This is a genomic window from Spirochaeta dissipatitropha (assembly GCF_054657935.1).
In genome coordinates this window covers 215,580-241,424 of record NZ_BAAHXT010000006.1, presented here as the reverse complement: position 1 = coordinate 241,424, position 25,845 = coordinate 215,580, and the positions used below count along the sequence as shown (strand labels likewise).

Genomic DNA, 25,845 nt, shown 5'->3' with positions numbered 1-25,845 from the left:
AATAATGGAATCAGGCTTCGCAATACGGCCACAAACCGGTCCGATTTTATTCTGGCTGCTGCTTCTCGGCATCAGCTCCCTGGCCGGTGCATATCTTGGCGGCTTCTACATTTTTTTAAGAATGTTTATCTTCCTGCTGCTCCCTGCATCACTTCTGCATCTGAAGATTATTTACAGCGGACTGCGCCTGAGCCAGGAGTTCTCGAATGACCACCCGGATAAAGGTGAAGCTGTTGAATATCAATTTACAATCATGAATGAAAGCCCCTTACCTGGACTGCCGATTCAGCTTGGATTCGCTGTCGGGCAGCAGGGCATACCTGATCTCAACACGAGATGCAGCCTGGGTCCCCAGGGAAAATATACATTCGAACATCGGATCATCTGCCCCTACCGGGGTGTGTATAATGCCGGTGTATCACAGGTACTGCTGCAGGATCTCTTTGGATTTGTACAGGTGGATTTCGCTGTCTGGATACGCACATTTTATGTCTATCCCAGGATTATTCCCCTTCACATCGGCCTGAACAGAATCAGCAGCACCAACCGCAGTTCAGATCTCAGCAGCGGGATACAGCATGACCCCAGTCTCACCAGATCAATTGCAGAATATCAGCCCGGAGGCGACATTCGTCACATCAGCTGGAAGAAGACCGCCCAGTATGGAAAACCAATGATACGCGAGTTTGATGTATCCTCGGCTCGCGGATTGAGCATATTCATTGATACCCGACCGACCGGAGAAAACGGCAGTTCAGATCCCCTGATTGAGGACATATCACTGGAAGCCGCGCTTTCACTGGCAAGACGCTGCGTCGACCAGGGAATTCCTGCGGATTGCTTTCTCGAGGGGATGTCCGTTTTCCGCCTGGGCAGCAAGTATGAACTGGAATTGTTCAGAGAACGCAGCATCAGCATGTTCTTCCATGCCCAGAGCATGAGGCTTGACAGCATTCCCTCACAATCAGCCGGTATCATTATAATCAGCCACCGGATTGACAGCCACGTACTTTCCCAGCTGCAGCAGCGGCCAGGAAAACCGCCGGTCCGCCTCATAGCCAACCTCGGCGGAAGTAGTGAGGAACGGATTCAGGCTATCAGAAACCTGCAGCGGCGGGAAAGACTCGAACAGCAAATGGCTATTATCAGCAGCATAGAAGAACTGGAAAAGGAGACAAGTGAATGGTAGGGAAATCCAACAGCTTCATGTCCCTGATCCGTCACAAACTCTTCCCTGGACTGCTGGCAGGACTCATTCCAGCCATAGCTGTGATTCTGAGCTACCACCAGCTGGATTCAGAAGGACCTTTGCTGCTGGCAGTTTCGCTGGGGCTTGCATCCGGAATATCAATATTCCTTTCACGCACATCCAGAAAAGTACTTCCCTATTTTATCCTCCCCCTGATTCACATAGCTGTTATCTTCTTTCTCTTTCTGATTATTCCTTTCAGCGTCTGGATTATGTGGCTGGATCTCGCAGCTGAGGGTAAAATTGGAGGATCCGTATCATTTGTCTTTGCAGTCTGCATTGGTCTGGTAACAGCATTTCCTGCTTCAGTAATCACAAAACGGCCTCTCTCATCCTTGTGTGCACTGGCGGCGGCAGCATCAGGTACAATTCTGCTACTCATTGCACCAAAAGAAGCACAGAGCTTCACCGCAGCAGCAGGAGTGGCTGCCCTGGCAACACTACTCTGCGTCATTGCAGCGGCTGTGTCCCGATTCATGGCAGTGTCCGGGCAGAATGATCCTGGGGATTACAGTGAATCAACCAGGTCCCGAAAACACTGGAAAACCCGGATGTTCCACGTACTCCAAAGCGCAAAGAAAATCCTTAAGCCGCAGCTGCGTAATATCGCCATAGCAATTCTGATACTGGGCAGCGCTGCTCTGCCGGCACTATTCAGCACAAATTTTCAGCAGGCACAGGGAAGCCGAAGCATCGACCGCTGGATTTCACCAGCTCTTCGCAATATCAGTGCACGCTGGATACCCGGACTCCCTCTGCTCCTCCATATTCCAACCTATGGATATAACTTCAATCACCAGCAGATAAGCGAGCGCCCGCAGCTCTCGGATATCCTCGTGTTCAGCATAGATTCTGATAGTTTTTCTCGATCAGCCAGTCTTTACCTGCGCACCGACATCTACCAGGAGTATACTGGGGCAGGCTGGCAGCGGCGGATTGAACCAGGTGAAGCAATAACAGACAATGGCTGGATTCTGCTTCTTGATCAAAATGATTCCGGGGAACAGGATGAGGCGCAGCTGCAGCAAACACGTATACAGGTACACAGTGATTATCTGCCCTCGGTTCCTCATCGATTACAGACCCGGAAAATTCGTCTTCCTGCGGACAGGGACTTCCCCGTTTTATCAGCCAGTCTTGAACATGGGCTGCAGTTGAGGTCCCCGCTTATGCGCGGTGACAGCATCGTTCTTGCCGGTCTACCGGCTTCTGCAGGATTACAGTCTGACGGACTGAGTGATACCGAACGTAATCGTTTTACCCAGGTTCCCTCACGAACGACGGAGGCTATACAGGAAATCGCCGCTGAAATAAAAAGGGACTCGAATCAGGAGACTCTGGATGCGATACTGGGATACCTCGGATCAGAAGATTTCAGATACAGTCTTGAACCACCCAGAGTACCTGCTGATAAGGATATTCTGTCATATTTTCTCAATGAAAGCCAAAGCGGGTTTTGCGTTCACTTCGCAGGATCACTTGTTCTGCTTGCCCGTTTATCAGGGATCCCTGCCAGATATGTCAGTGGATTCTACCTCCCCCCTGCCGACTTTTCATACTCCGGCAGCGCTCCCGTAATATCTCAAGGTGGGTCCAGGAATATTACCGGATACTCTGCTCATGTCTGGGCCGAAATCTATCTCGAAGACTACGGCTGGGTCACGGTTGAGGCAACCCCGCCCATGAGAGCAGAGAACCCGGATCAACTACAGGAACTGATGCTTGGCAGCGACAGACAGACCAGCAGCCAATTATCCAGTCTTTTCGACTATCAAGTAGAAGATGATGATCCTTCTGATCAACCTGATGCAGGTCCTTTTTTGCTGTATACAGCAGCCCTGATAGTTCTCATTGCTGTTTTACTGCCGCTCTTCCTCATGACCGGAACCTTGTTTCTGAATGATCATGACCGCTTTCGCAGAGAGCTCCGCAGACTGCTGCGAAGCGGGCTGGGAAAAGGCTTACCGGATCCGCGCTCAAGCGGATGGCAATTATGGTGTGTTCAGGCGCATCAACAGAACTATATCGACGATGCCGACATGATTTTCCTGTTTATAAGCTCTCGCCTGTACGGAAGATCTAATCCGGACCGCAGCGATATTCAGCAGCTGAAGTCAATCAGACGCAGTCTGAAATCAGAAAAAACATTCCAGCAGTCCGGACAGCAGAATGCCTGACAGATTCGGGATGCTTCAGGCAGTGCTCCTGACCCTGCTGCTTATCCTGACAATTTCCGGATTCAGCATACTCGCTGTGGGATTGCCTCCGCTTGCAGTTTCTGCTGCACCGATCCCCGCCTATATACTCGCCGCAATTCTCTACTTCTCAAGGCTTTCAGACCGTCATCCTGCAATACTCGCGCAAAGATCCTCTCTCCCGATCAGAAAAATGGCAGGTTATGTTCTGTTGTATTTCGCAGCGTATATTCCGGCAGGTGTAATCCATTATGCATCAGTCCAACTCCTCCCCCCGCCGCCAGGCACCTTTATGCTACAGGAACAGCTGCTTCAGCGTGGACTTGTGATGGCTATAATATTCCTCGCTGTACTTCCAGCCCTGCTTGAAGAATTTTTCTTCAGAGGAATCATCTGCCTTGATCTTGTTAATACCGAAGGAAGAACCAGAGCCGTCATTTTATCGGGATTACTGTTTGCATTCGCACATATGAACCCATGGCAATTCACCCCGGCACTGATTCTGGGCATGGTGCTTGGCTGGATAGCCATCAGCACCAAATCCATCCGGCTGCCTATCCTGCTGCATCTGATCACCAACAGCATTGCCATTCTGCAGATTTTGTTGCAATCATATTGATTCTGTAAGATATTATATGGATGAGCTTTTCCAAAGCATACGGTAAGTTCGTCCGCTTTCTCCTATATGTACCACCGCAGCCGAACAGCATACCTATGCAGAGTACTGTTACACTTCTCTCCTTATATGCTATTTCGATTGCCAGTCTGGCGGCTTTGCCATTCAACATAAGTAACGATTATATTCAGGGCTCCACTGATCTGGTGCTCACCCAGACCTTGTATCTCGTTCTGACAGTCAGCAGCATCATACAGTTCTGGCTGACACGCCGAATCAGTACCAGCCGCAGCATCCTGGGTGCTGCAGTACTCATACTGACCACCGGGCTGATTCTGAATGGAGGGGGGACATACGGGCTTGGATTCCTTTACATTATCGCAGCCTATACTGTTCTATTCTATATTGTCGGCATCTGGCTGAGCATAGGGTTGCCAATCCTGCTGACATCAGGGATTCTATATATAATCCATGCTGAAAGCTACGGTCCTCTCTCTTTCTTCAACAACCCGCATTTTTCTTCAGCCTTTTTGCTGGTAGCTACAATCGCAGGCTTTTTCGGAATCACATCAGTAATCTATCAGCATATTATGCTGAAATACTTATACCGTGCGGCATTTATCGATCCGGTGACCGCCTTGCCGAGCAGAAACCGACTGGACCAGGAATTAAGCCGCAGAATGAAGGATCCACTTCAGTATCAGGCTTTCAGTATCCTTGGAATCAAGATCCATCAGTTCTCCCGCATCAATTCACTTCAGGGCTCAGGCCTGGCTGATAGCGTACTGAAGGAAACAGCTCGCAGAATTCATCGCTGCTGCTCGAAAGATGATCTTGCGATCCGTTATTCAGGTACCGTTTTCCTCATAATAAGTAGCAGGACCGATTTTATCGAGCTGGATACCTTTGGTCTTGAAGTGCTCAAGACTATCCAGGAGATTCTTCCGCTGGATGGCAGATCAATAAATCTGCAATGCAGTGTGAGTATTACCAGATTTCCAGCCGACGGCAACAACAGAGATATTCTCATATCCAATTTGATGTCAAGTTTTGCACGGATGAGCAGACAGCCCGGTTTTGTCAGTTTCTTCGATGAATCACAGCATCAGGCTGAAGCCAAGCGCTTTGCCATAACCGAGGAGCTGCACCACGCCGTTGAACGTAATGAACTCTGGCTTGCTTTTCACCCGAAAATCAAGCTGGACAGCCATGAATGCGGCGGCAGTGAAATACTCCTGCGCTGGGAGAACCGTCGTTTCGGCAACATAGGTCCTGAAATATTTATTCCCATCGCAGAAGAAGCCGGGCTTATCAGAAATATTACAAGGTGGGTGCTTCAGGAAACCATTTCCTCCGTTGCAAGCCTTAAAACAGAGTTCGGTGACCGGGTAGAAAGCCAGGTTTTTGCAATTAATCTGTCACCACTTGATCTTGCAGATAAGATATTCCCCGAACTGCTAGTCAGTTCCCTCGAATCAGCGGGCCTGCCACCGCAGATTCTGGAGTTTGAAATCACCGAAGGAATGATGATGGAGGAAAATCCAAAGATACAGAGAAGCCTTGAAGCAATTAGATCATCCGGCTGCCGGCTTGCTATTGATGATTTCGGTACCGGATACAGCAACCTCGGTTATCTGCACCGCCTGAAAGCAGATAATCTTAAAATTGACCGCAGTTTTGTCATGCAGCTTAATGAATCGAATCCGGAATCACCGATCATCGATGCCATAATCTCTATGGCGGCAGCTCTGCACATGGACATTACCGCAGAAGGAGTGGAAACCCCATTCCAGGAGCAGTATCTTCTCAAAAAAGGCTGTACCTATGGCCAGGGCTGGCATTACACCAAACCAATGAGAATTGATGACTATAAAGCATGGATCACAAAACACTGCATGATATGATCCAGCCGGGGAGGCATTATGAAGCGTCTACATGAGATCTACCGCAACGCACCTATAGCGACTAGAAATCAGGTTCCGAATCTATTTTTTTCACTGATTATTTTACTATCTCTGCTGCCGATGCTGATTCTAAACGAGCTTATCCAGCAGAAGTTTCTCGAGTTTACTCTCGAGCTGGTAATCTGGCTCGTACTTGCCTTCGCACTTGTTCTGCTTTTCCGGGGGAAATTCCGGGCCGCTGTCCTTCTTTCACTGCTGTTCTCTCTTCTTGCAGCGAGTGCATTAGTCATGGTAATCAATGCCCAATCCTCTTTTCAGGGCTATCAGACAGCCCTTATTATGCTTGTACCGCTCATCCTTACAGTAACGGTCAGTGACAATGAATGGTATACAGTCGTGGTATCTGTTGCCGGAATAGCAGTCATTCTTCTGGTATCTATTTTCAGGATTCGCCCCGTCCTGCCGGCAGATGAACTGGGATTTTTAAGCGAGCGCACTCTGATTGCGATCGCCCTGTATGCTATGGTGTCACTCCTGGCATTCCGTATTGCCCGCAGCCAGATCCATTCACTGAAGCAGATAGACAGAAATCACCGGGAAAGCCTGGATACTATAAACAGAATCAGGGAGCTGATGCATCGCAGTGGTGAACAGGTGAATGCAAGTAAGCTTGTTGAAAATGATTTTCAGACCATAGTTCTTGGTGCAAACAGAATTCAGGATGAGCTCAACAGCCTTATAACTGACTCGCTAACCCTTAACCAGGGAATGCAGAGAGCCTCCAAAGCTATCGATCACAGCAATCAGCTGGTCGGAAAATTCAACCAGCAAATAGATGAGCAGAACAGCGTTGTCCTGGAATCAACTGCAGCTGTGAACGAAATGTCCGCCTCACTGGACAGCGTTGCCGATATTACCGCCCGCAAACATGAAAGTGCCGAAAGGCTGCTGAGCGATGCTGAAAACGGCTTGCTGATGATGGAAGAAAGTGCTCGCACCGTAGCTGCTGCTGTACAACAGGCGGAGAAGCTCCTCGAAGTAAATACAATTATCTCTGGTATAGCAGACCAGACGAACCTGTTATCGATGAATGCAGCAATCGAGGCTGCACATGCTGGTAATGCTGGACGTGGATTCGCCGTGGTAGCAGGTGAAATACGAAAACTTGCGTACTCAACCGGGGAAAATTCCCGAATTATCGCAGAGAACCTCAAACAGCTAAGCCAGAGTATGGAAGCATCGCAACAAAGTACTACGGTTACGAGGAAAAGCTTCCAGCAGATAGTCCAGGAAATACGGGAAATTTCATCTGCATTCCAGGAAATTACGAGTTCCACCATGGAACTGTCGCAGGGAGGCAAGGAGATTCTGAATGCAATGCAGGTCCTTCAGAACAGTTCAATGATCATCCATGAAGGCAGTCAGACTATTGTAAGCGAACAGGAAAATGCAATACAGCAATTCCAGCAGGTGGAGACATTTGTCAGCAATATAGATAGTGCATCAGAAAGAATACGGAAAGCACTGGAAGCTATCGAGACAGCCCTGCAACATCAGAATGGACTCCTGACAGAAACAACAGAGCGCAGCTCGGAGCTTTTTCAATCCATAGAAACCTTGACAACCTAACCCGAGTGATAACATAGAATTAAGGCCTGCGGTTCTCATACCGGGAATTCCATGTGTTTTTTTGTGACAGGGTATGTGAACCAAGCCTTGACACGCTATTAATCAAATAGTATATTTTGATTGATCAAACTCTAACGATTGACAAGCAAAAAGGATGTCATATGAAAAAGCTTTTTATCTATACCGCTGTATCTGCAGTAATTCTATCGTGTTCTGCTATGAACCTGTCAGCAGCCGGAAGACAGGAAGGTAACACAGACAGTTCCTACCCAATCAAGATAGTTGCAACCACAGGAATGATTGGCGACCTGGTCTCGGCAGTCGGCGCTGAACATGTAATTGTCGAGGTACTAATGGGAGAAGAAGTTGATCCCCATTTGTACCGCCCGACCCGGGCAGATATCGCCAGAATGCAGAATGCAGATCTCATTTTCTATAACGGACTGAATCTGGAAGGACGAATGGGCGACACTCTGGTACAACTCGCACGAAACAAGCCAGTCCATGCCGTCTCCGAGCTCATCGAGGAATCCTACCTCCTGGATGATGAGGAATATGAAAACGCCTATGACCCGCATCTGTGGATGGACGTTTCATTATGGATCAGGGCACTGGAGGTGGTGGAAAGCGTGCTCAAGGATTACGATCCGGCTCACAGCGAAGACTTCAGCCGCAATACGACAGCATATCGCGAGCAGCTGCAGAAATTAGATAGCTACATCCGGGAAATCTCTGCCACCATACCTATGGAAAACAGGGTGCTGTTGACGGCACATGATGCATTCGGTTATTTCGGTGCTGCATATAATATCGAGGTATTCGGTGTTCAGGGAATGAGTACAGAATCCGAAGCTGGCCTCGATGATATCAATCAGCTGGTCAGAATGGTCAGTGACCGAAAAATCAAGGCCGTCTTTGCAGAAAGCACTGTACCCGACAGGGCATTACAGGCTGTAATAGAAGGTGCACAAGCCCGCGGTCATAATCTGGTACTGGGTGGCGAACTGTTTTCAGATGCGATGGGGCCTGCCGGCAGCTATGAAGGAACATATATCGGTATGATGGATCATAATGCAAGCACCATCGTCCGGGCCCTCGGCGGCCAGGCACCTGATCGCGGGTGGAAAAACCGACTCAGTCCCCGTTAAAAAAAGGATGCATCAATGAAGCAAGATCGAGAAACCGGTATACCAGCACTGTATGTACAGGATCTTACCGTAGCATATCACCGGAGACCTGTTCTTTGGGATATCGATCTGGAGATTCCCCATTCAGTAGTGGCCGGTATAATCGGTCCTAACGGTGCCGGTAAAAGCACACTCATCAAGGCAATTCTCGATCTTGTTCCGCATACCGCAGGGTCGGTTGAGATAGCCGGCAAACCCTACAGACAACAACGCAGAATTGTGGCATATGTTCCTCAAAGAGAAAGCGTAGACTGGGATTACCCGATCACCGCACTCGAACTGGTTGCGATGGGCCTGTACCGCAAGATCGGCTGGTTCAAACCTGTAAGTGCAGTTCATAAAAAGCGGGCTATGGAGGGACTGTCCGAGGTCGGTATGGCTGAAATGGCAGACCGGCAGATTAGCCGTCTTTCAGGAGGTCAGCAACAGCGTATTTTTCTGGCTAGAGCTTTGGTACAGGACGCTGACATCTACTTCATGGATGAACCATTTGCCGGGGTGGATGCATCTACGGAAAAAGCCATTATTGCTATCCTGCAACGCCTCAGAAAACAGGGGAAAACCGTCTTTGTGGTACATCATGACCTGGAGACAGTAAGGGAATATTTTGACTACCTTATCATGCTGAATATGCGGGTCGTCGCTGCCGGCAAAGCAGAAGATGTTTTCACCCCGGAAAATCTGAAGCGAACCTATGGCGGCCGGCTGACACTGCTCGACCGGGCAGTTGACGCAATCGGCAGAGGGAATCAGCCATGAACCCTTCAGGAAACCCGACCATAGATCGCCTGATCCGCGTTCTGCTGCTCAGCGATTATAACACCAGGGTGGTAATGTTCGGGACTATCAGCCTGGGCATAGCCGGGGGCGTAATCGGAGTGTTCCTGCTGCTCAGAAAAAGAGCGCTGCTTGCTGATGCCGTCGGCCACTCTGCTCTTCCAGGAGTCGCAATCGCTTTTCTGGTCATGCATAATCTTGGAATGGATAGCAAGAGTCTCGTCTTTCTGATGCTCGGAGCGCTGATGTCAGGACTGCTCGGCATGCTGTGCGTTATCGGCATTACCAAGGCAAGCCGCCTGTCACAGGACGCAGCACTCGGAATAGTTCTGAGCGTATTCTTCGGATTCGGACTGACGCTTCTCGGCATAATACAGAAGATGAGGGGAGCTCAGGCAGCTGGACTTGAATCCTTCATTTTTGGAAAAACCGCCTCCATGGTCAGAACTGACGCCCTGATCATTGGCATTACTGCGCTCTGTGTGGTTTTTATCTCAATCGCCTTATTCAAGGAGTTTCGACTTTTCACATTCGATTCAGGCTTCGCTGCCGGAGACGGATGGCCGGTACAGAAGCTGGATCTTCTGCTGATGATTCTGGCTGTCACTGTTACTATAATTGGACTTCAGGCTGTCGGAATCATTCTGGTAATTGCGATTCTGATTATTCCGCCGGCATCAGCAGGCTTCTGGACCTATTCACTGAAAAAAATGCTGATGCTCTCGGCCCTATTCGGCGCAGTCGGCGGGTATCTTGGAACTAGTATCAGTGCAGCCGCTCCAAGGCTTCCCGCCGGTGCGGTTATTGTTACTGTCCTTGGGAGCTTTTTCATTATCAGTCTTCTCTTCGGTTCAAAAAACGGGGTGCTCCGCTTACTGTTGCATGCCCGCTCGATCCGGAAAAAAACGCTACAGCAGAATATGCTGCGTGCCTTGTTTGAATGCAGAGAACTCTGTATGGACAGCACATCTGATCAACAAATCCACTGGCTCATGCAGCGGCGGGGATGGAAGCAATCCGTATTGAAGAACTCCCTGAAGAATCTCATGAAGCAAGGGCTTATCTACCGGATTCCCGGTGAACCATGGATTCTGACAGAAAAAGGCAAGGTCCATGCAGCCCGGGTTACCAGAAACCACCGCTTGTGGGAGGTATACCTTCTCGAGCATGCAGATGTTGCAGCCGCGCACGTCGATCACTCTGCTGACTACATCGAACATGTACTCGGCGACAGTCTGGTAGCCGAGCTCGAAGCCCTGCTGCCGGCATACGGACAACAGCTCCCCATCAGCATACACTCACTCGCCGCCGGGGATCAGGAAGAATCAGGAGGACAGATATGATGTGGACCTCACTGGATACCTGGATAGTTGTCGCAGGCATACTTGCGGGAGCATCCTGCGCACTGACAGGGGCATTCCTCGTACTCAAGAAAGTCAGCATGATGGGCGATGCAATCAGCCACTCTGTACTGCCTGGAATAGCGATTGCGTTCATTATAACCGGCAGCCGGTCATCCACAGTAATGCTGATTGGTGCTGGTGCTATTGGGCTGCTCAGCGCCTTTCTGGTTGAACTGGTGCAGCGTCATGGCAAACTGGAACACGGAGCATCACTTGGTGTTGTATTTACCATTCTCTTCGCTATTGGACTCATACTGATTGAACAGGCTGCCAGGCATGTCGACATACATCCTGAGCATGTTCTGTACGGAGCGGTCGAGCTGGTACCCTTATACACAAGGACAATTGCCGGCTTCGAGATTCCCGAAGCAGTGCTTCGTCTCGGACTGGTACTTCTGCTGAACAGCACAATAGTTATACTACTGTTCAAGGAATTCAGAATATCAACCTTTGACCCTGCTCTGGCGAGTACCCTGGGCATCAGCGGCACCGGAATGCATTACCTGCTTATGGCCATGACAGCGGTCACTACCGTTGCCGCCTTTGAAGCCGTGGGAAGCATCCTGGTAATAGGAATGCTGATTGTCCCCGGAGCCTGTGCTCATCTTCTCACAAAAAAACTGGTCCCATTTGTATTGACCAGTGTATTTCTTGCAGCAATCGCCGCTGTATTCGGTCACATTGCCGCAATCAGCATACCACCTGTATTCGGATTTGAGGATACCAGCAGCTCCGGCAGCATGACAACTATCCTTGGAATAATCTTCATTCTGTCTCTCATCTGTGCCCCTGAATACGGGCTTGTTGCAAAGGCAAAAAACAGAATGTCACTCAAACTGCAGATAGCCCAGCAGGATATACTCGGTTTGCTGGCTCGTAATAATGAACAGCAGGCTGCTGAAAGCAAGCCTGTGTTTGCTCAGGAACTCATCATCCCCGGCATCAGCAGAAAAAAATTCCGGACAATAGCAAAATCGCCGTTTGAGGCCGCATCTGGAATGCTCAAGCCGGCACTGCTTCTACTGCAGCTGAAATCACTTGTGCGTCGTGAAGCAGGAAAGTACGCGTTGACAGACAAGGGAACCCAGGAAGCCAGCCGACTGCTGCGACTACACAGACTCTGGGAGCTCTACTTCTTCCAGGATGGTGGACAGGGTATAGAGGAGCTTCACCAGGCAGCCGATCTTCTGGAACATTACACCGATGAGCAGCTGCAGGAAGCTCTCTCCAGTCACTTCAGCGGTGTAGATATTGACCCGCAAGGAAAAAACATTCCCGAATAATGCATATTTGCTTGACTTTGAGTTAACTCTAGGAATTAGACTGTATGTATGAGTAATCAAGGATACAGCGTCCAGGAGGTGAGCCGTCACAGCGGTCTCAGTCCTTACACCCTGCGGTATTATGAGAAAGAAGGCATTCTTAAAGATATCCCCCGCAGCTCAAGCGGACACAGAAGATTCCGCAGTGAGGACATCGAATGGCTCAGTTTTGTCACCTGTCTCAAGGGCACAGGCATGAATCTCGATGATATCAAGCGCTTCGCCGAGCTGCATCGGAATGGCGACAGTCGCCTGGATGAACAGCTCATGATCCTGCAAGCCCATCGAAACAAGGTGCTGCAGCAGATGGAAGAACTCAAAACCATGCTGGAACGGGTAGAAGGCAAGATACAATGGTTCAAACAACGTAAACAAAAAATATAAATATGAAGAGGAAATTGTGGAGATCTCCACAATTCCTCATCGCACTATCAGCAAAGGAGCAATTTTATGGAATATCGAAATCTAGGAACATCGGGTCTCCGCGTAAGCGAAATCGCCTATGGATCATGGCTGACATTCGGCAATCAGGTCGAACTCGAAAGCGCCCGCAGCATCATCCGGAAGGCAATCGAACTGGGTATAAACTACATCGATACAGCAGATGTCTATAATGCAGGTGAAGCTGAGCAGTTACTCGGAGAAATCCTGCCGGAATTTAACCGCCGACATCTTGTAATCGCAACCAAGGCTTTCTGGCCAATGAGTGAACACCCAGTCGACCGCGGCCTCAGTCGAAAACATATCATCGATTCGCTGAATGGAAGTCTGCAGCGGCTCAAACTTGATTATGTAGATATCTTTTACTGTCACCGTTTTGATCCTGAAGTCCCGCTTGAAGAAAGCCTTGAAGCAGTGGAAGACATGATCAGACAAGGCAAAACCCTCTATTGGGGAACCAGCGAGTGGTCTGCAGACCAGATCGCTGAAGCCTGGGGCATCTGCAAGCAGAAGGGCTGGCATCTGCCAGTTGTCAACCAACCGCTGTATAACATGCTGAACCGCTACATAGAAAAAGATGTGCTGCCGGTCACCCGAAATCTTGGAATGGGAACTGCAAACTTCTCACCTCTTGCGCAAGGCTTGCTTACCGGAAAATACTCCGGCGGTAAAATCCCTGCCGGCAGCCGAGGCGAGAACGATAAACTGAATATGTTCATGAAAGATCAGCTGAGTGACGGTGATCTCCTTTCACGTATCGACAGTTTAAAACAAATTGCCGAAAGCTATCGACTGAACATTGGTCAGCTTGCACTTGCCTGGATACTTCAGCAAAAGGGAATCAGCTCGGTGATCACCGGAGCCAGCAGCATTGAACAGGTGGAAAGCAATGTAAAAGCCGCCGGCGTACAGCTGAAGGAAGATGATCTGAAGAAGATCAATCAGTTGTTTCCTGCATAGCATGAAGGTACATATTGCCTGTTTCAGCGGTACCGGCGGAACTGCACGGGCCGCTGAAAGCCTGAGGGAACAGCTTACAGCTCTCGGAAACCAGACAGAAAAAGAGCACATATCAATGGGCAATAATGAATTCTGCAGTCTGCACCCCAAGCATGCAGACATGCTTGTAATTCTGTTCCCTGTGCACGCCTTTGACGCACCGCAGATAGTCTATAAATGGCTCCAGGAGTATCTGCAAGTAGGTACTGTTCCAAAGTCTGCGGTCGTATCAGTGTCAGGCGGCGGGGAGATCGGGCCGAATCGCGGCAGTCGAATCGGGCTGATCAGGCTCCTGGAAACACATGGCAGCAGAGTAGTCCATGAGGATATGCTCATAATGCCGAGTAATTTTCTGATTGGCTACCATGATGAACTCAGCATGCATCTGCTTCAGGCAATACGTGTTAAATGTTCACAAATTGCACTGCAGTTGCATTCCGGTGTTGAACAACGGTGCAGCAAACAAACACGATCTCGAGTATTTTCCGCTGTCAGCCGAATGGAGCAACGATGGGCGCACAGATTCGCCCTCTCTATCAGAGTCAGGGAAAGTTGCACGGGATGCGAAATTTGCAGCAGACTCTGCCCGGCTGCGAATATTGTAATGGAAAACCATCGACCCCGATTTCGTGATCAATGCTCTGCCTGCTACGGCTGTGTATACCTGTGCCCGGAACAGGCGCTCTATTCAGGAAATCCAACAGTTCTCAAACAGGGCTACTCTCTGAAGCAGCTGGAGCGGCGTATGCAGGAGTACAAACCCGGCAGATGGGAGCCATATTGTAAAGGTCCACACATGAAAGCTGTCCGAGCATACCTGGAGCGCATATATCTATCAGCAGAGAAGTAAAGCAGAAGCGGTTATGGTGGAGTTTTCTGACTACTCAACCCTGACTACTCAGCAATGTTGCTTTGAAAAAGTATCGCGGCTGCAGCGAAGCATAAGTGCCTGCCGACAGCTTTCAAGAACATCATCAAGAGGCTGGCCGACATCAACAGGCAGTACATCGCTCTCACAGCTGCTGTCCTCCATTGCAGCCAATTGACTGTCAATCAGGTCAGGAGACATAAAATGCCCGATCCTGGATTCCATCCGTTCGAGAAGTATCTCCCGGCTACCCTTCAGGTACAGGAATAACAGGGGAACAGCTGTTTCCCTTAGTAAATTCCGATGCGCCTGCCTGAGTCCTGAAAAAGCAAGAAAAAGCGGAAGTCCATGCCGTTCTCCCGCAGAAGCCGCCCGGATTTCCTCAGTCAGACGATGTACCCAGGGGAACCGCATTTCATCGTCGAGGGGCTTTCCGGATGCCATCCGAGCCTTTGCCTCAGCAGAATGAAAATCATCGGCATCAAGAAAGCGGCCCTTAAATTCTCCGGCAAGCCTGGCGGCGACTGTCGACTTTCCGCAGCCGGCGACCCCCATAACTGCAATACAATCCGGCAGAATAAAATCCATAGCAACTCCTTGAAAATGAAAATAGTGCAAGTACCGTAAGCTATTGTAGCCTATACTGCTGTATATGGAGAAGATTGAGCTGCATAAAAACCGCAGCGGACTCAGTTACAGCTCGGCCCACCTCATTCAGATCACCAGCGGAAGCAGCTCCCTTACCGATAGCAGCGGGAACAGAACGGTTTCAGCTCCTACGCTCATGCTTGTTCCTCCCTTGCGACAGGAGCGCATCGATTTGAGAGGACAGAACCAGGTTCTTAGCTGCCCCACAGGCTTTTTTCTTCAGGCATTGAACAGCATGGAATCGTCAATGCATATTCCAAACACAAGCGTCTATGCATCAGCGATCAGTAAGGAAGACAGTCTATTTACTTCGGAGCTCATAAAAAAAGCCGAAACAATCCTGAACAGCGCTTACGGAGCATACAACGAGGCAGAAGCCAATATCCTGCATATCTTATGCCTCTGTATACTGATTATCCGGAGAAATACAGCAGAGGGACTGGATTTCAAACCGGTCTGGACCATCAGTGATGCTCTGATCTATATCGACAGGAATTTCAGCCGGCAATTCACACTGGAATTTTTCACCAACAGATGTGCCCTCAACAGCAGCAGCTTCTCTCGCTTATTCAAGCAGAGTACTGACAGCAGCCTTTTTGAATATATCAACCAGGTAAGAATACGGCAGGCCTGCTACCTGCTGAAACGGAGCCGGAGTTCTATACTGGAAATTGCCCTCTCTCTTGGCTACAACAACATTTCTTTTTTCAACCGCTATTTCAGGCGAATTACCGGCTGCTCACCATCGGAATATCGTCGCAGGAATTCAGAATAGTGTCAGTCTACAGCAGCAAATCAAGACATAATTATATACAGATAAGGAGGACGCATGAGTAAGAATCAAACAAGCCAGGGACTATCCCTCCAGCCAGCACTATATATTTGTTCCTTCAGCAGTTCTGTCAACGGAATCAAATCAATGAAACAGGCAGGCTATGCGGGGCCGTTCCCGGTACAGCCTACCCATGTTGTACTTGAACTGAACGGAACAGTCGTAGCAGAAGGCTCGATACAGAGCGAGAATGGAAAAACATACTTTGTAATCCAGGAGGCAGGAAAATGAAATTGTCAGCCGTAGATGCAGTAAAAGTGCCAGTACAGGTTGTAATCGGTGAAAATGAGCTCAGCATAGCTGAATTAAATGAACTTGGCCCCGGGTCGATTGTAGAGCTGGACAGCATCGCAGGAGAGCCAGTCAGATTCTATGCAGCCGGCAAACCGTTTGCAACCTGTGAGGTCGTCGTAATAGATGAGAATTTCGGTCTGAGAATCAGCCGGCTCGTTGATGAAAACCAGGAGGACTGAAATGAAAATTTATGGTCGATCAGCAGTGAAAGAACCAGGACAGATCAAGACCTATGATTTCACGCGACCCGATAAATTTACCCGCGGTCAGATTACGACTATGTCTCTGATACATGAACGATTTGCGCGAGAACTCAGCTTGTTTTTGTCTGATTTTCTCCGAACCGAGGTTTCAGCAGGAGTTAAGATAGTCGATCAGCTCTGTTTTGAGGAATTCAATGACATGGTTCCCGAACATCCCGTTATTTCGATCAACAGCATGTCTCCCCTTCCCCGCAGACAACTGCTGCAGATAGATCAGGTTCTGACAAACTTAACTGCTGAGATACTCGGAGGTGGAGGTATCAGCACAACCGCCTTCATGCGCAGGGAAGCCAGTCGGCTGGACTGCATGCTCATGCAGCCTGTATTAACTGCTGCTGCTGATCTTCTGCAGAAATGCTGGTGGTTTGTGGATGGCATGCGGACAGCCCATGAGAATACAGAAACCAGGATTGATCATGCCCAGATACTCCCCCCGACTGCCATGATTATTATGGTTGAACTTGCAGTCAGTGCAAAGGATACAGCAGGCAGCATCCGGCTCGTGTACCCCTTCGAACTGCTTGAGCCTCTGCTCGAAAAACTGAACCCATTGTACTGGCACCGAATTCACCGTCAGGGATATTCTCCCGCCTCATCCGAGCAGGCAAGCCGCAGAAGTGAAATGCTCGAATTCGATGCCCGGTTCAGACTGCTGTTGCCGGAGATGAGTGTCGCAGAGGTAGCAGAACTTAAACCGGGAAGCCGCATCGAAATTCCTGATTCACTTATCGCCGAAATATCAGCGGGCAAAACCACAGTACTATCCGGAGAAATCGATTTGACACAGAAATCCTTACCGGAAATTGCCGAACTGGGCTTCGAAATTCCCGGGAAGCATTACATACAGTTGGTGCACGAGCAGCTGGATTCCGGATTCAGAATACTCAACAGCAAGATGGAGGCTGCCCTGGAACGGATTTCTGCACACGCATCCATCAATCCGGGATTACTCATCCAGGACAATGAGGACACGGAGATTATCCCCATGGAATCGATGGATCCTGATCAGGTCTTCAGCGCACTCACGGTAGAGCACATTGATTCATTGCAGCAGCGTCTCGGTTCAGAACACAGCCAGAGCAAGGCGGCCATCCTGACTCTTCTGGGCTCTCCACTGGCAGCCGAATATCTGAACAGATGCAGCAGTGAAGAGCGGAAGGATATTATGGCCAGAATAATGCACAGCAGCAGCTGCAGCGATCATGCTCTGCACTGCTACAGCCGTTTTCTAGAACCGGTGATCAGAACCGGACGCAGGCATAGTCCGGACCAGACGGGCCTTGAAAAGGCTGCTGAAATACTGAGTTATGCCCCAAGAAGTATTGAACGTGAACTGATCGAGGACTGGAACGTGACAGAACCTCAGCTGTCTGAAGAACTCAAGAAGCGTTTATTTGTTTTTGAGGACATTGTAATTCTTGATCCAGCAGCATTGAGGAAGCTTCTGAAGCACATCAGCTATGCCGAGCTCGCACGTGCATGCAAGAGTACAGATCCGATTGTACTGCAGTATTTCGAGGCAGTGCTTCCAGAAGATGGCTTTGCAGAATTCAACCAACAGCTGTCAGGACTTGGCCCGCTGAGAATCCGTGATGTTGAAGCCGCCCAACAGCGTATCGTCTTGATAATCAAGGAACTGACCGAGAGTGGAGAAATAGTTATTGCTCGCGAAGGTGAAATGACCGATTAGGCTTGACGTCAAGCTCCGACTCGCTCAGAATGACTGGATGAACATGAATCCATTAACAGATAAATGGGACCAGAACTACGGTCTCCCTCCATTTGACAGAATACAGCCGGAGCATTTTGCTACGGCTCTCGAGCAGGCAATGAGCGAGCATCAACAGGAAATCGAAGCAATCGCAGGTAATCCTGACGAACCGGATTTCGATAATACCATGGCTGCGTTCGACAGAAGCGGCTGGAACCTGGATCGGATACTTGGTGTGTTCTATAACCTCTGCTCCTCCGAAACCAGCAAGGAACTACAGGCAGCAGAACGCGATCTTTCACCGAAAATTGCAGCCCATGAGAACCGGGTTTCGCTCCATGAAGGACTCTTCAAGCGTATCGACAAGCTGTACGAGCAGAGGAAGACCCTTAACCTGAACCCAGAGCAAGATCGTCTTCTGGAACGGGTCCACATGGATTTTGTACGCAACGGGGCTAAACTCAGCGGCGAAAACCGCAAGCGCTTCGCAGAAATCAACGAAGAGCTTGCTTCCCTCTATACCGACTTCTCCCAGGCAGTCCTCGGAGATGCAGCAGCATTTGCCTTAGCTCTCACCACAGAAGAGGACAGAGCCGGATTACCTGATTTTGTACTGGATGCTGCACAAGCCGCTGCACGAGAAAAGGGCATGGAAGGCTATGTCATTAATCTCTCACCCTCCCTCGTTGATCCATTTATGACGTATTCACCGAGGCGTGATCTGCGGGAGAAAGTCTGGAAGGCATTCCGGGCACGTGGGGAATCCTGTCCGGAACGCGATACAAGACCAGGTGCAGCAAAAATCGTCAAATTGAGAGCAGAACAGGCAGCACTACTCGGCTACCGGAGTTTTGCTGAGCATGCCCTGCAGGACCGAATGGCAAAGACACCTGCTGCTGCGCAGGAACTGCTGGAGCGGGTGTGGGAGCCAGCCAAAAAACGAGCCGCTGAAGAGTTGGCTGAACTGCAGGCTATTGCCCTTCGCCTGGACGGACCTGAGCAACTGGAGGCCTGGGACTGGGATTACTATGCCGAAAAGCTTCGTCAGGAAAAATTCAATCTGGATGAATCAGTTCTTAAACCTTACTTCCAGCTTGATAACATGATAAACGCAATGTTTGACTGTGCCTCACGCCTGTACGGGATCAGCTTCCATGAGAAGCATGGAATTCCAATGTATCATCCTGATGTCAGAGTATTCGAGGTTCACGACAACACGGGCAAACTAACCGGGGTTTTTCTCAGCGACAATTTTGCCAGATCCAGCAAGCGAAGCGGTGCCTGGATGAGCGAGTTCCGGGATCAATCAAAAAACCGGGAGCAGTTTCAGTATCCGATCATTATCAACAACAATAATTTCGCCAAAGCCAGTGACGGGAATCCCTGTCTGCTGAGTTTTGATGATGTCCGTACCCTGTTCCACGAATTCGGTCATGGACTGCACGGGCTTCTCTCCAATGTTACCTACTCCCGTCTTGCCGGCACCAATGTACTCCGCGATTTTGTTGAACTTCCATCACAAATCAATGAAAACTGGGCCCTGGAACCGGAGGTACTGAAGAAATTCGCTGTACATGCCAAAAGCGGACAGGTAATAAGCGATGAACTTATCGAGCTCATCCGCAGTACCCGGGAGTTTAACCAGGGATTCATGACTGTCTCCTACACATCGAGCGCATTGGTGGATATGGCTCTGCACTCTATGTCTGATCCGAAGGAGCTTGATCAACTCGATATTTCCGTTTTCGAGCGGGATACCTGCAGCAAACTCGGTGTGCCTGCAATTGTCGGCATGCGGCACCGCCTTCCGCACTTCCTGCACCTTTTTGCGGACGGCGGCTACGCAGCCGGCTACTATGTCTATATGTGGGCTGAGGTTCTGGAAGCAGATGCTTACGAGGCCTTCGAGGAGTCCGGAAAAGTTTTTAACCAGGATTTATCGGCATCCTTCCTGAAAAACATTCTTTCTGCTGGGGATACTATCGATCCAGCCCTGGCTTTCCGGAATTTCAGAGGCCGTGACCCGGAGCCTGTACCAATGATGAAAAAACGGGGGCTGGTGTAAACCAGCCTCTGCATTCTGTGTTCACTGGCAACCTGGCAGCGTATGCACTATACTGCCTGTAAGGATACAAGATGAGCTACACTTCACAAAAACAGCATATCCTCGTGGTAGACGACGAACGGACAAGCCTGAAAACCATTGAAAGCGTCCTGGTCAGAAACCGTTTTTCAGTGGACAGCTACAGTAATCCCAAAGAAGCATTAAAAGCATTTCGCACAGGATCCTATGACCTGATACTCTCAGATTATTACATGCCGGAAATGAATGGAGATGAATTGCTGCAGGAAGTGCGGAAACTGAGTGTTGACTGCCCGTTTATCTTTCTGACGGTCGACTCAAATCTCAAGCAGGCCATTGAACTTATCCAATCCGGAGCAGATGACTATATCGTCAAACCAATCGTTCCAGACGACCTGGTATTCCGGATAAACCGCTGCCTTGAATCTATATGCAGACGACAGAAGGAAAACAACTGGAGGGAACTCTATGCCAGTAAAGACATAAAGCAAACCGAAGGAATGATTGATCAGCTGTCACAATCAATAAACCAGGCAGGCGGGTATCTCTGGATCGACCTGCTCAAAGAGGAATTACAGAATCCAGTCGACGGAAAATACTCTGTATCAACAGATATCGGAGATATGGTTCTGGAAACAGCTCAGGTCCAGAAACAGATTCTTGAGCACATATCGATGATAGCAGACACCAACCGAATCCAGTTGAATACAGAACTGGTCTCTATACATGACTTGAGCACTGACATCCAGAATTTCTGTCGAAAAAAGATTGAGGAAGATCTGAAGGATTATAACAGAAAACTCTCGACTGGTTTCCCGAGCGTAATTCCAGAGGCCTCTGTCCAGATTGATACCCAACGTTTTCACCAGGTTCTGAATGAGATTCTTGTAAATGCAGTTAAATTCTCTCCGGAAAAATCACCAGTAGTTGTCTATCTGAATATACTGGAAAACCAGCCGCATCCACAAATAGAAATTACGATACAGAACCATGCCTGCCATACAGGTCTAAAGGACAGCAATGGGCAGGCAGTCTCAGGTATCTCGGCTGATCATACTGAAACAGTGTTCGATCTGTTTTTCTCAAGCCAGAACTTCAGAGACAGGATGCCCGGGGAGGAATGGGCAGAAGGCGCCGGCCTGTACGTTGCCAGAAAACTGATGAAACGCCATGGAGGATGGATCAGGGCTGCCAGCGGCACTGATCACACGGCAGAAATGCCGGTGCAGGTTGTTCGTTTTACCCTGACACTTCCACTGCATCGACAGAATCACCAGCTTGACTGAACTCTCGTATGCTAAGGACTGATCCACCCTCTGCAGGCTTGTTCCGGCATTGCGCCAGACAGGCTTCAGCTTCCGCCACTGCCTTGCCATACACGGTATATTCCAGCCGGCGAACAGAACCTACACTACCAGCAAATACCGGTCCATAAGCCATACCTATTGCAATCCGGACAGGATCCCTGAGAATTGAAGGGCGAACCTCATTATAGGTATTCAGATATGCCAGAATCTCACGGGCACAGATTCTGGCATTTTCTGCGTCATCACCGGATGAAACCGGACACCCAAAGGTTATAAGCATTCTGCTTCCCAGGATCTTGTTCACAGATCCATTCATTCCATAGACAAGATCCATTATGTCCGTGACGAGTTCATTCAGAAATGCCGAAAAATCTCCGGGATTCATCAGCTCTACATAATGTGCACAGTCAAGTATTTCCAGCCACAGGACTGCAGCATTTACCTTCTTGCCGCTGCTGATGTCACCATCCTTGGAGAATAATTCCTGCATCATATCCGTAGAGAAATACCGGGATAGCAGATCACGTTCAGCGGTCAAGCGATCATTCTCTCTGCTCAGAACCTGCTCCTTGCGGCGCATCCCTTCCAGTGTTCGTATATGAGCACTTACATGTGTTAACGAACCAGCTATCCGGTAGGCTTTACCGGTAAAGGTAAACTCTCCAAGCCCTCTGACCATCATCCACTCATAATTCCCAGCTCTCGTACGCATCTGGAAGTAGAGTGAGAAGCGATCACTTTTGCCAAGCAGGTAGTTTCTGAGGGATGTGCGGAAATTCTCTGCATGATCAGGATGGATGCGGCTTGTCCATTCCTGCATATTCTCTTTCAGTTCGAAATCACCATATCCCAGGAGCGATTTGAATCTGGAGGAAAACCGGACTCTGTCGGCGGCAATGTCCCAATCCCACAATCCATCACTGCTGCCCCGCATTGCAAGATCGAACGCAAACTCGTCCTCATCCTGAACAACAGCACAATTCTGTAAAGCTGCTGCCTTCTGAAGTTTAATCGTCCCGACATAGCCTCCAATCTGCCCGTCTTCTGCATGCCAGACTACAGCATCCACAAGAGCAGGAATCTCATCACCACAGCGATGCTGAAGACTGATTCTGAAATTATGCACCCTGGAATTTGATTCAATCTCATAGCGAAAACGTCGGCGCTCTGAAGGAACCGCGTAGATTGCTGATACCGGCTGTTCATACAGACTATTCCGGCCATAGCCCAGCAATTGTGCAAGGGCCGCATTCACCTGCATGAATCGGCCTTCCGCCGTCGTGACAAACATACCGTCCTTTGACTGCTCGAAAAAAAGCCGGAAAATGCTGTCAGACACATGAACTTCATTCATCTTGGAAACCTCAATGTAAACTCTGTATATGCTCCTGCTTTATGAGCTACTGAAATACGACCGTTGAATTCCCGCACCAGCGAACCGACTATACCCATGCCGACTCCGCGTCCGGCATACATATCCGTGGATGCTGCTGTACTGAAACCACCGCTGAACAAGAGGCGCGCTGCATCCTCCGGCTTGATATCCGACGACGATGACGCAAGCACCCCGCTGAGCACAGCCTGCTTCCTGATACCATCAAAATCCAGTCCTCTACCATCATCACGGACAGAGACGCAGAGCACACTCCGATCACGATCATAGTCAGATTTCACACGTACTGAAATCTGCCCCCGGGGGTTCTTCGCCCTGGCAGTCCGTTCTTCTGGGCTCTCAATGCCATGTACTACTGCATTTCGCAACAGTTGAATAAGAGCATCCCTTATTCCCCGGGTCATCTCCGCAGGTATGACTGAGGAATCGATATCGGCAATCAGCTCAACCTGTTTCTTCTGGTCAACCGCTGTCCGGTCTGCAGTAAGCCTGAGTGTTTCAAGCAGCATATCTCCGGATGAGGCAGCACTGCTGTCAGCAAAACTATGCTGGAATGAGACAAGCCGTTGTGTAGCACCGTTGGCTTTATTCAGCATTTTCACAAGCCGACTCATGGCAATTGTCACCGACAGGAAATCCTCATTACCCACATGTTTCCGCTTACGCAGATCTGCCAGATGATCTTCCAGTTCATGAGCACGTTCTGCAATAAAATCAAGACTGAGCAGGGCCGCATCTCCCTTGATTCTATGAACCAGCGAAAAAATGTCGTCTATTTTCATGACAGCATTTCCTGACTCAAGAATTGCATTGACGGTCCTGATATTCTCCTCAGCTGAGGAGATAAAATCCTTCAGCATAGCCGGGTCAATATGCAGAATCCTGTACAGAAGCTCCATTTCACCCGCACTATCTCTCCTTTGCTGTTCAACCTGTTCACCAAGCAGAACCGTACTGGTCACGTCCCGAAGCAGTACCATCAGCTGAACCTTGCTGTCAGCATTTCCCCTGATCCTGGTAAAAGTCCACTGCAGATGTTTGCTTCTGATTATGCCATTCCCGGAATCAAAAAAGAACTCTTCCTGCTGAAGAGGATTCAGCTTTAACACCGTTCGATGATCAACGGTATCACTGAAGCAGAGATCCAGGAATTCAAAAACAGACTGAAGTTTTGCTTCCGGAAGCAGCTTGGGTAGAATTGCCCGCAGGGAAAGCCCCCCGGGTTCGTTTTCTTCGATTATCTCCGCAAATGACCTTGAAAAATACGGTGCGATGAAAAGCTCCTGATCTATCAGAAATAAACCGTCGCTTACATTGTCCAGAATATTTATGTATTCTGATTTGGCTACAAGATTCTCGTTCAGGCTGTCCAGGACTGCATTGTACTGTTCTGCAATTGTGCCGACTTCAGTAAAGGGCTCAACTGGCACTCTTGAACTCAGATTTCCGCTCCTGCGATGCTCCTCCATAACCCTGACAAGATCATGAGATTCTGTTGCAACGCCGTGCTCGGCAACATTTAAGCCACTGGACTCCTGCTCCTCACTTACTCTGAGAGGCATAAATCTGTTTACTATCTTGAGAAGAATAAAAGCCAGTGAAAAAGCCCAAGCCCCGATTGCGAGGATACCGATCAGCTGCACATTAAACTGCTCACTGCGGCTAAGTCCGCTTCCAAGAAGATTCAGATCCCCGAACAACGCTACAGAAAGTGTACCCCAGATTCCTGCAGCCAGATGGACCGGAATTGCGCTGACGGCATCATCTATTTTCAGTCTCACCAGCAGCATATCCGCCCCGATCATTATCCACCCACCTGTAAGACCGATAATCACAGCCTGCCACTCCGCCACAAAGGGGGCGGGTGCAGTTATCGCAACCAGCCCAGCCAGGGAGCCATTCAGTACCAGCCCGACATCCGGTCTCCCGATAATCAACCATCCAAGAGCCAGTGCACCTACCATTCCAGCAGAAGCCGCTAAGGCTGTATTGACCAGAATCTGGGGCACATCCGGGGTTAAACCCAGGGTACTCCCACCGTTAAATCCGAACCATCCGAACCAGAGTATCATTACACCTACAACAGCTGTCGGAATATTAGACCCCGGTATCGCTTTCGGACCATCCGGACCATCGAAACGACCGCTCCTGGGACCAATGAGAAGGAGCGCTGCAAGTGCAATCCATCCACCCGTCGAATGGACAACAGTTGAACCTGCGAAATCTATAAATCCCATAGCTTCAAGCCAGCCCTCATTGCCATCCAGCAATGCGCCACCCCATACCCAGTGACCCAGAATAGGATATATAAGTGCGGCAAGAAGAACTGTAGAGGCAATATAACTGACATATCGCATACGCTCTGCGACAGCACCGGATACTATGGTAGCTGCAGTCGAACAGAACATCGCCTGAAACAGGAAAAATGCAGCCATCCACATACTACCCCGGGATGCAAAAAAGAAACCACTGAGACCAAACAGACCAAATCTGCTGAGGCCGAACATCAATGCAAATCCGAATAGCCAATAACAGCAGATCGAAACCCCAAGGTCTGTCAGATTCTTGATCGCGACATTTATACTATTTTTGGATCTCGTCAAACCGGATTCCAGAAATGAGAATCCAGCCTGCATGAAGAATACCAGTGCGGCAGAGATCAACAGCCACAGAGTATCAATTAATCCAGCATCTGCAACATGTGTAACTGATTCCAACATTGTG

General features: G+C 49.3%; 21 protein-coding genes. 18 read left to right on the top strand and 3 right to left on the bottom strand.

Features of this window, described 5'->3' with window-relative positions:
- The first annotated feature begins 4 nt into the window (after positions 1 to 4).
- The 12 genes from ACYQ2L_RS09490 (at position 5) to ACYQ2L_RS09435 (ending at position 14,572) form a co-directional block, all read left to right on the top strand.
- Positions 5 to 1,189, top strand: a complete 1,185-nt coding sequence (locus tag ACYQ2L_RS09490) for a DUF58 domain-containing protein (protein WP_460054481.1) — start codon at positions 5 to 7, stop codon at positions 1,187 to 1,189.
- Positions 1,183 to 3,426, top strand: coding sequence for a transglutaminase-like domain-containing protein (locus tag ACYQ2L_RS09485; protein ID WP_460054478.1), 2,244 nt, complete (start codon positions 1,183 to 1,185; stop codon positions 3,424 to 3,426). The genes ACYQ2L_RS09490 and ACYQ2L_RS09485 overlap by 7 nt, the downstream gene beginning before the upstream one ends.
- The gene (locus ACYQ2L_RS09480; protein WP_460054472.1) at positions 3,419 to 4,063 is read left to right on the top strand and encodes a CPBP family intramembrane glutamic endopeptidase; all 645 of its coding nucleotides are present in this window, start codon (positions 3,419 to 3,421) and stop codon (positions 4,061 to 4,063) included. The genes ACYQ2L_RS09485 and ACYQ2L_RS09480 overlap by 8 nt, the downstream gene beginning before the upstream one ends.
- 20 nt (positions 4,064 to 4,083) lie before the next feature.
- The gene (locus tag ACYQ2L_RS09475) at positions 4,084 to 5,964 is read left to right on the top strand and encodes a putative bifunctional diguanylate cyclase/phosphodiesterase (protein WP_460054469.1); all 1,881 of its coding nucleotides are present in this window, start codon (positions 4,084 to 4,086) and stop codon (positions 5,962 to 5,964) included.
- Positions 5,965 to 5,982: 18 nt separating this feature from the next.
- Positions 5,983 to 7,593 (top strand): methyl-accepting chemotaxis protein, encoded by a 1,611-nt coding sequence (locus ACYQ2L_RS09470; protein ID WP_460054466.1) that lies wholly within the window; start codon positions 5,983 to 5,985, stop codon positions 7,591 to 7,593.
- A 161-nt stretch (positions 7,594 to 7,754) separates the two neighbouring features.
- Positions 7,755 to 8,741 carry a metal ABC transporter solute-binding protein, Zn/Mn family gene (locus ACYQ2L_RS09465; protein WP_460054464.1) on the top strand — a complete coding sequence of 329 codons (987 nt, stop codon included), beginning with the start codon at positions 7,755 to 7,757 and terminating at the stop codon, positions 8,739 to 8,741.
- A 15-nt stretch (positions 8,742 to 8,756) separates the two neighbouring features.
- Complete coding sequence (locus ACYQ2L_RS09460) at positions 8,757 to 9,539, top strand: metal ABC transporter ATP-binding protein (protein ID WP_460054462.1); 783 nt, start codon at positions 8,757 to 8,759, stop codon at positions 9,537 to 9,539.
- Complete coding sequence (locus tag ACYQ2L_RS09455) at positions 9,536 to 10,900, top strand: metal ABC transporter permease (protein WP_460054457.1); 1,365 nt, start codon at positions 9,536 to 9,538, stop codon at positions 10,898 to 10,900. Before ACYQ2L_RS09460 ends, ACYQ2L_RS09455 begins: the two co-directional genes overlap by 4 nt.
- Positions 10,897 to 12,243 (top strand): metal ABC transporter permease, encoded by a 1,347-nt coding sequence (locus tag ACYQ2L_RS09450; RefSeq protein ID WP_460054453.1) that lies wholly within the window; start codon positions 10,897 to 10,899, stop codon positions 12,241 to 12,243. The genes ACYQ2L_RS09455 and ACYQ2L_RS09450 overlap by 4 nt, the downstream gene beginning before the upstream one ends.
- Before the next feature lie 48 nt (positions 12,244 to 12,291).
- Positions 12,292 to 12,666 carry a MerR family transcriptional regulator gene (locus ACYQ2L_RS09445; protein WP_460054450.1) on the top strand — a complete coding sequence of 125 codons (375 nt, stop codon included), beginning with the start codon at positions 12,292 to 12,294 and terminating at the stop codon, positions 12,664 to 12,666.
- Between the two features lie 66 nt (positions 12,667 to 12,732).
- Positions 12,733 to 13,683, top strand: a complete 951-nt coding sequence (locus tag ACYQ2L_RS09440; protein WP_460054448.1) for an aldo/keto reductase family protein — start codon at positions 12,733 to 12,735, stop codon at positions 13,681 to 13,683.
- Between the two features lies 1 nt (position 13,684).
- Complete coding sequence (locus tag ACYQ2L_RS09435) at positions 13,685 to 14,572, top strand: EFR1 family ferrodoxin (RefSeq protein ID WP_460054445.1); 888 nt, start codon at positions 13,685 to 13,687, stop codon at positions 14,570 to 14,572.
- 48 nt (positions 14,573 to 14,620) lie between these two features.
- On the opposite strand, the gene ACYQ2L_RS09430 is transcribed toward ACYQ2L_RS09435, so the two are convergent.
- Positions 14,621 to 15,178, bottom strand: a complete 558-nt coding sequence (locus ACYQ2L_RS09430; protein WP_460054440.1) for a gluconokinase — start codon at positions 15,176 to 15,178, stop codon at positions 14,621 to 14,623.
- A 64-nt stretch (positions 15,179 to 15,242) separates the two neighbouring features.
- Here ACYQ2L_RS09430 and ACYQ2L_RS09425 point away from each other — a divergent pair, with 64 nt between their 5' ends.
- The 6 genes from ACYQ2L_RS09425 (at position 15,243) to ACYQ2L_RS09400 (ending at position 21,707) form a co-directional block, all read left to right on the top strand.
- A complete protein-coding gene (locus ACYQ2L_RS09425) occupies positions 15,243 to 16,013 on the top strand; it encodes a helix-turn-helix domain-containing protein (protein WP_460054435.1) in 771 nt (256 codons plus the stop codon).
- Between the two features lie 54 nt (positions 16,014 to 16,067).
- Positions 16,068 to 16,301 (top strand): hypothetical protein, encoded by a 234-nt coding sequence (locus tag ACYQ2L_RS09420; RefSeq protein WP_460054431.1) that lies wholly within the window; start codon positions 16,068 to 16,070, stop codon positions 16,299 to 16,301.
- Positions 16,298 to 16,543 carry a FliM/FliN family flagellar motor switch protein gene (locus tag ACYQ2L_RS09415; protein WP_460054429.1) on the top strand — a complete coding sequence of 82 codons (246 nt, stop codon included), beginning with the start codon at positions 16,298 to 16,300 and terminating at the stop codon, positions 16,541 to 16,543. Before ACYQ2L_RS09420 ends, ACYQ2L_RS09415 begins: the two co-directional genes overlap by 4 nt.
- Position 16,544: 1 nt before the next feature.
- Positions 16,545 to 18,317 carry a FliG C-terminal domain-containing protein gene (locus tag ACYQ2L_RS09410; protein ID WP_460054425.1) on the top strand — a complete coding sequence of 591 codons (1,773 nt, stop codon included), beginning with the start codon at positions 16,545 to 16,547 and terminating at the stop codon, positions 18,315 to 18,317.
- Between the two features lie 43 nt (positions 18,318 to 18,360).
- The gene (locus ACYQ2L_RS09405; protein ID WP_460054422.1) at positions 18,361 to 20,403 is read left to right on the top strand and encodes a M3 family metallopeptidase; all 2,043 of its coding nucleotides are present in this window, start codon (positions 18,361 to 18,363) and stop codon (positions 20,401 to 20,403) included.
- Positions 20,404 to 20,474: 71 nt separating this feature from the next.
- Positions 20,475 to 21,707 carry a hybrid sensor histidine kinase/response regulator gene (locus ACYQ2L_RS09400; RefSeq protein ID WP_460054420.1) on the top strand — a complete coding sequence of 411 codons (1,233 nt, stop codon included), beginning with the start codon at positions 20,475 to 20,477 and terminating at the stop codon, positions 21,705 to 21,707.
- Here ACYQ2L_RS09400 and ACYQ2L_RS09395 read toward each other — a convergent pair.
- Together ACYQ2L_RS09395 and amt are read right to left on the bottom strand one after the other, a co-directional pair.
- Positions 21,661 to 23,082 (bottom strand): PAS domain S-box protein, encoded by a 1,422-nt coding sequence (locus ACYQ2L_RS09395; protein WP_460054417.1) that lies wholly within the window; start codon positions 23,080 to 23,082, stop codon positions 21,661 to 21,663. The two genes, ACYQ2L_RS09400 and ACYQ2L_RS09395, sit on opposite strands and share 47 nt — an antisense overlap.
- The gene (gene amt / locus ACYQ2L_RS09390; RefSeq protein ID WP_460054415.1) at positions 23,079 to 25,841 is read right to left on the bottom strand and encodes an ammonium transporter; all 2,763 of its coding nucleotides are present in this window, start codon (positions 25,839 to 25,841) and stop codon (positions 23,079 to 23,081) included. Before amt ends, ACYQ2L_RS09395 begins: the two co-directional genes overlap by 4 nt.
- Between the last annotated feature and the right edge of the window lie 4 nt (positions 25,842 to 25,845).

Excerpts from the sequence above, each read along its gene's own strand:
- ACYQ2L_RS09490 (WP_460054481.1), top strand. The coding sequence starts at position 5 with ATGGAATCAGGCTTCGCAATACGGCCACAAACCGGTCCGATTTTATTC.
- ACYQ2L_RS09485 (WP_460054478.1), top strand. The coding sequence starts at position 1,183 with ATGGTAGGGAAATCCAACAGCTTCATGTCCCTGATCCGTCACAAACTC.
- ACYQ2L_RS09480 (WP_460054472.1), top strand. The coding sequence starts at position 3,419 with ATGCCTGACAGATTCGGGATGCTTCAGGCAGTGCTCCTGACCCTGCTG.
- ACYQ2L_RS09475 (WP_460054469.1), top strand. The coding sequence starts at position 4,084 with ATGAGCTTTTCCAAAGCATACGGTAAGTTCGTCCGCTTTCTCCTATAT.
- ACYQ2L_RS09470 (WP_460054466.1), top strand. The coding sequence starts at position 5,983 with ATGAAGCGTCTACATGAGATCTACCGCAACGCACCTATAGCGACTAGA.
- ACYQ2L_RS09465 (WP_460054464.1), top strand. The coding sequence starts at position 7,755 with ATGAAAAAGCTTTTTATCTATACCGCTGTATCTGCAGTAATTCTATCG.
- ACYQ2L_RS09460 (WP_460054462.1), top strand. The coding sequence starts at position 8,757 with ATGAAGCAAGATCGAGAAACCGGTATACCAGCACTGTATGTACAGGAT.
- ACYQ2L_RS09455 (WP_460054457.1), top strand. The coding sequence starts at position 9,536 with ATGAACCCTTCAGGAAACCCGACCATAGATCGCCTGATCCGCGTTCTG.
- ACYQ2L_RS09450 (WP_460054453.1), top strand. The coding sequence starts at position 10,897 with ATGATGTGGACCTCACTGGATACCTGGATAGTTGTCGCAGGCATACTT.
- ACYQ2L_RS09445 (WP_460054450.1), top strand. The coding sequence starts at position 12,292 with ATGAGTAATCAAGGATACAGCGTCCAGGAGGTGAGCCGTCACAGCGGT.
- ACYQ2L_RS09440 (WP_460054448.1), top strand. The coding sequence starts at position 12,733 with ATGGAATATCGAAATCTAGGAACATCGGGTCTCCGCGTAAGCGAAATC.
- ACYQ2L_RS09435 (WP_460054445.1), top strand. The coding sequence starts at position 13,685 with ATGAAGGTACATATTGCCTGTTTCAGCGGTACCGGCGGAACTGCACGG.
- ACYQ2L_RS09430 (WP_460054440.1), bottom strand. The coding sequence starts at position 15,178 with ATGGATTTTATTCTGCCGGATTGTATTGCAGTTATGGGGGTCGCCGGC.
- ACYQ2L_RS09425 (WP_460054435.1), top strand. The coding sequence starts at position 15,243 with ATGGAGAAGATTGAGCTGCATAAAAACCGCAGCGGACTCAGTTACAGC.
- ACYQ2L_RS09420 (WP_460054431.1), top strand. The coding sequence starts at position 16,068 with ATGAGTAAGAATCAAACAAGCCAGGGACTATCCCTCCAGCCAGCACTA.
- ACYQ2L_RS09415 (WP_460054429.1), top strand. The coding sequence starts at position 16,298 with ATGAAATTGTCAGCCGTAGATGCAGTAAAAGTGCCAGTACAGGTTGTA.
- ACYQ2L_RS09410 (WP_460054425.1), top strand. The coding sequence starts at position 16,545 with ATGAAAATTTATGGTCGATCAGCAGTGAAAGAACCAGGACAGATCAAG.
- ACYQ2L_RS09405 (WP_460054422.1), top strand. The coding sequence starts at position 18,361 with ATGAATCCATTAACAGATAAATGGGACCAGAACTACGGTCTCCCTCCA.
- ACYQ2L_RS09400 (WP_460054420.1), top strand. The coding sequence starts at position 20,475 with ATGAGCTACACTTCACAAAAACAGCATATCCTCGTGGTAGACGACGAA.
- ACYQ2L_RS09395 (WP_460054417.1), bottom strand. The coding sequence starts at position 23,082 with ATGAATGAAGTTCATGTGTCTGACAGCATTTTCCGGCTTTTTTTCGAG.
- amt (WP_460054415.1), bottom strand. The coding sequence starts at position 25,841 with ATGTTGGAATCAGTTACACATGTTGCAGATGCTGGATTAATTGATACT.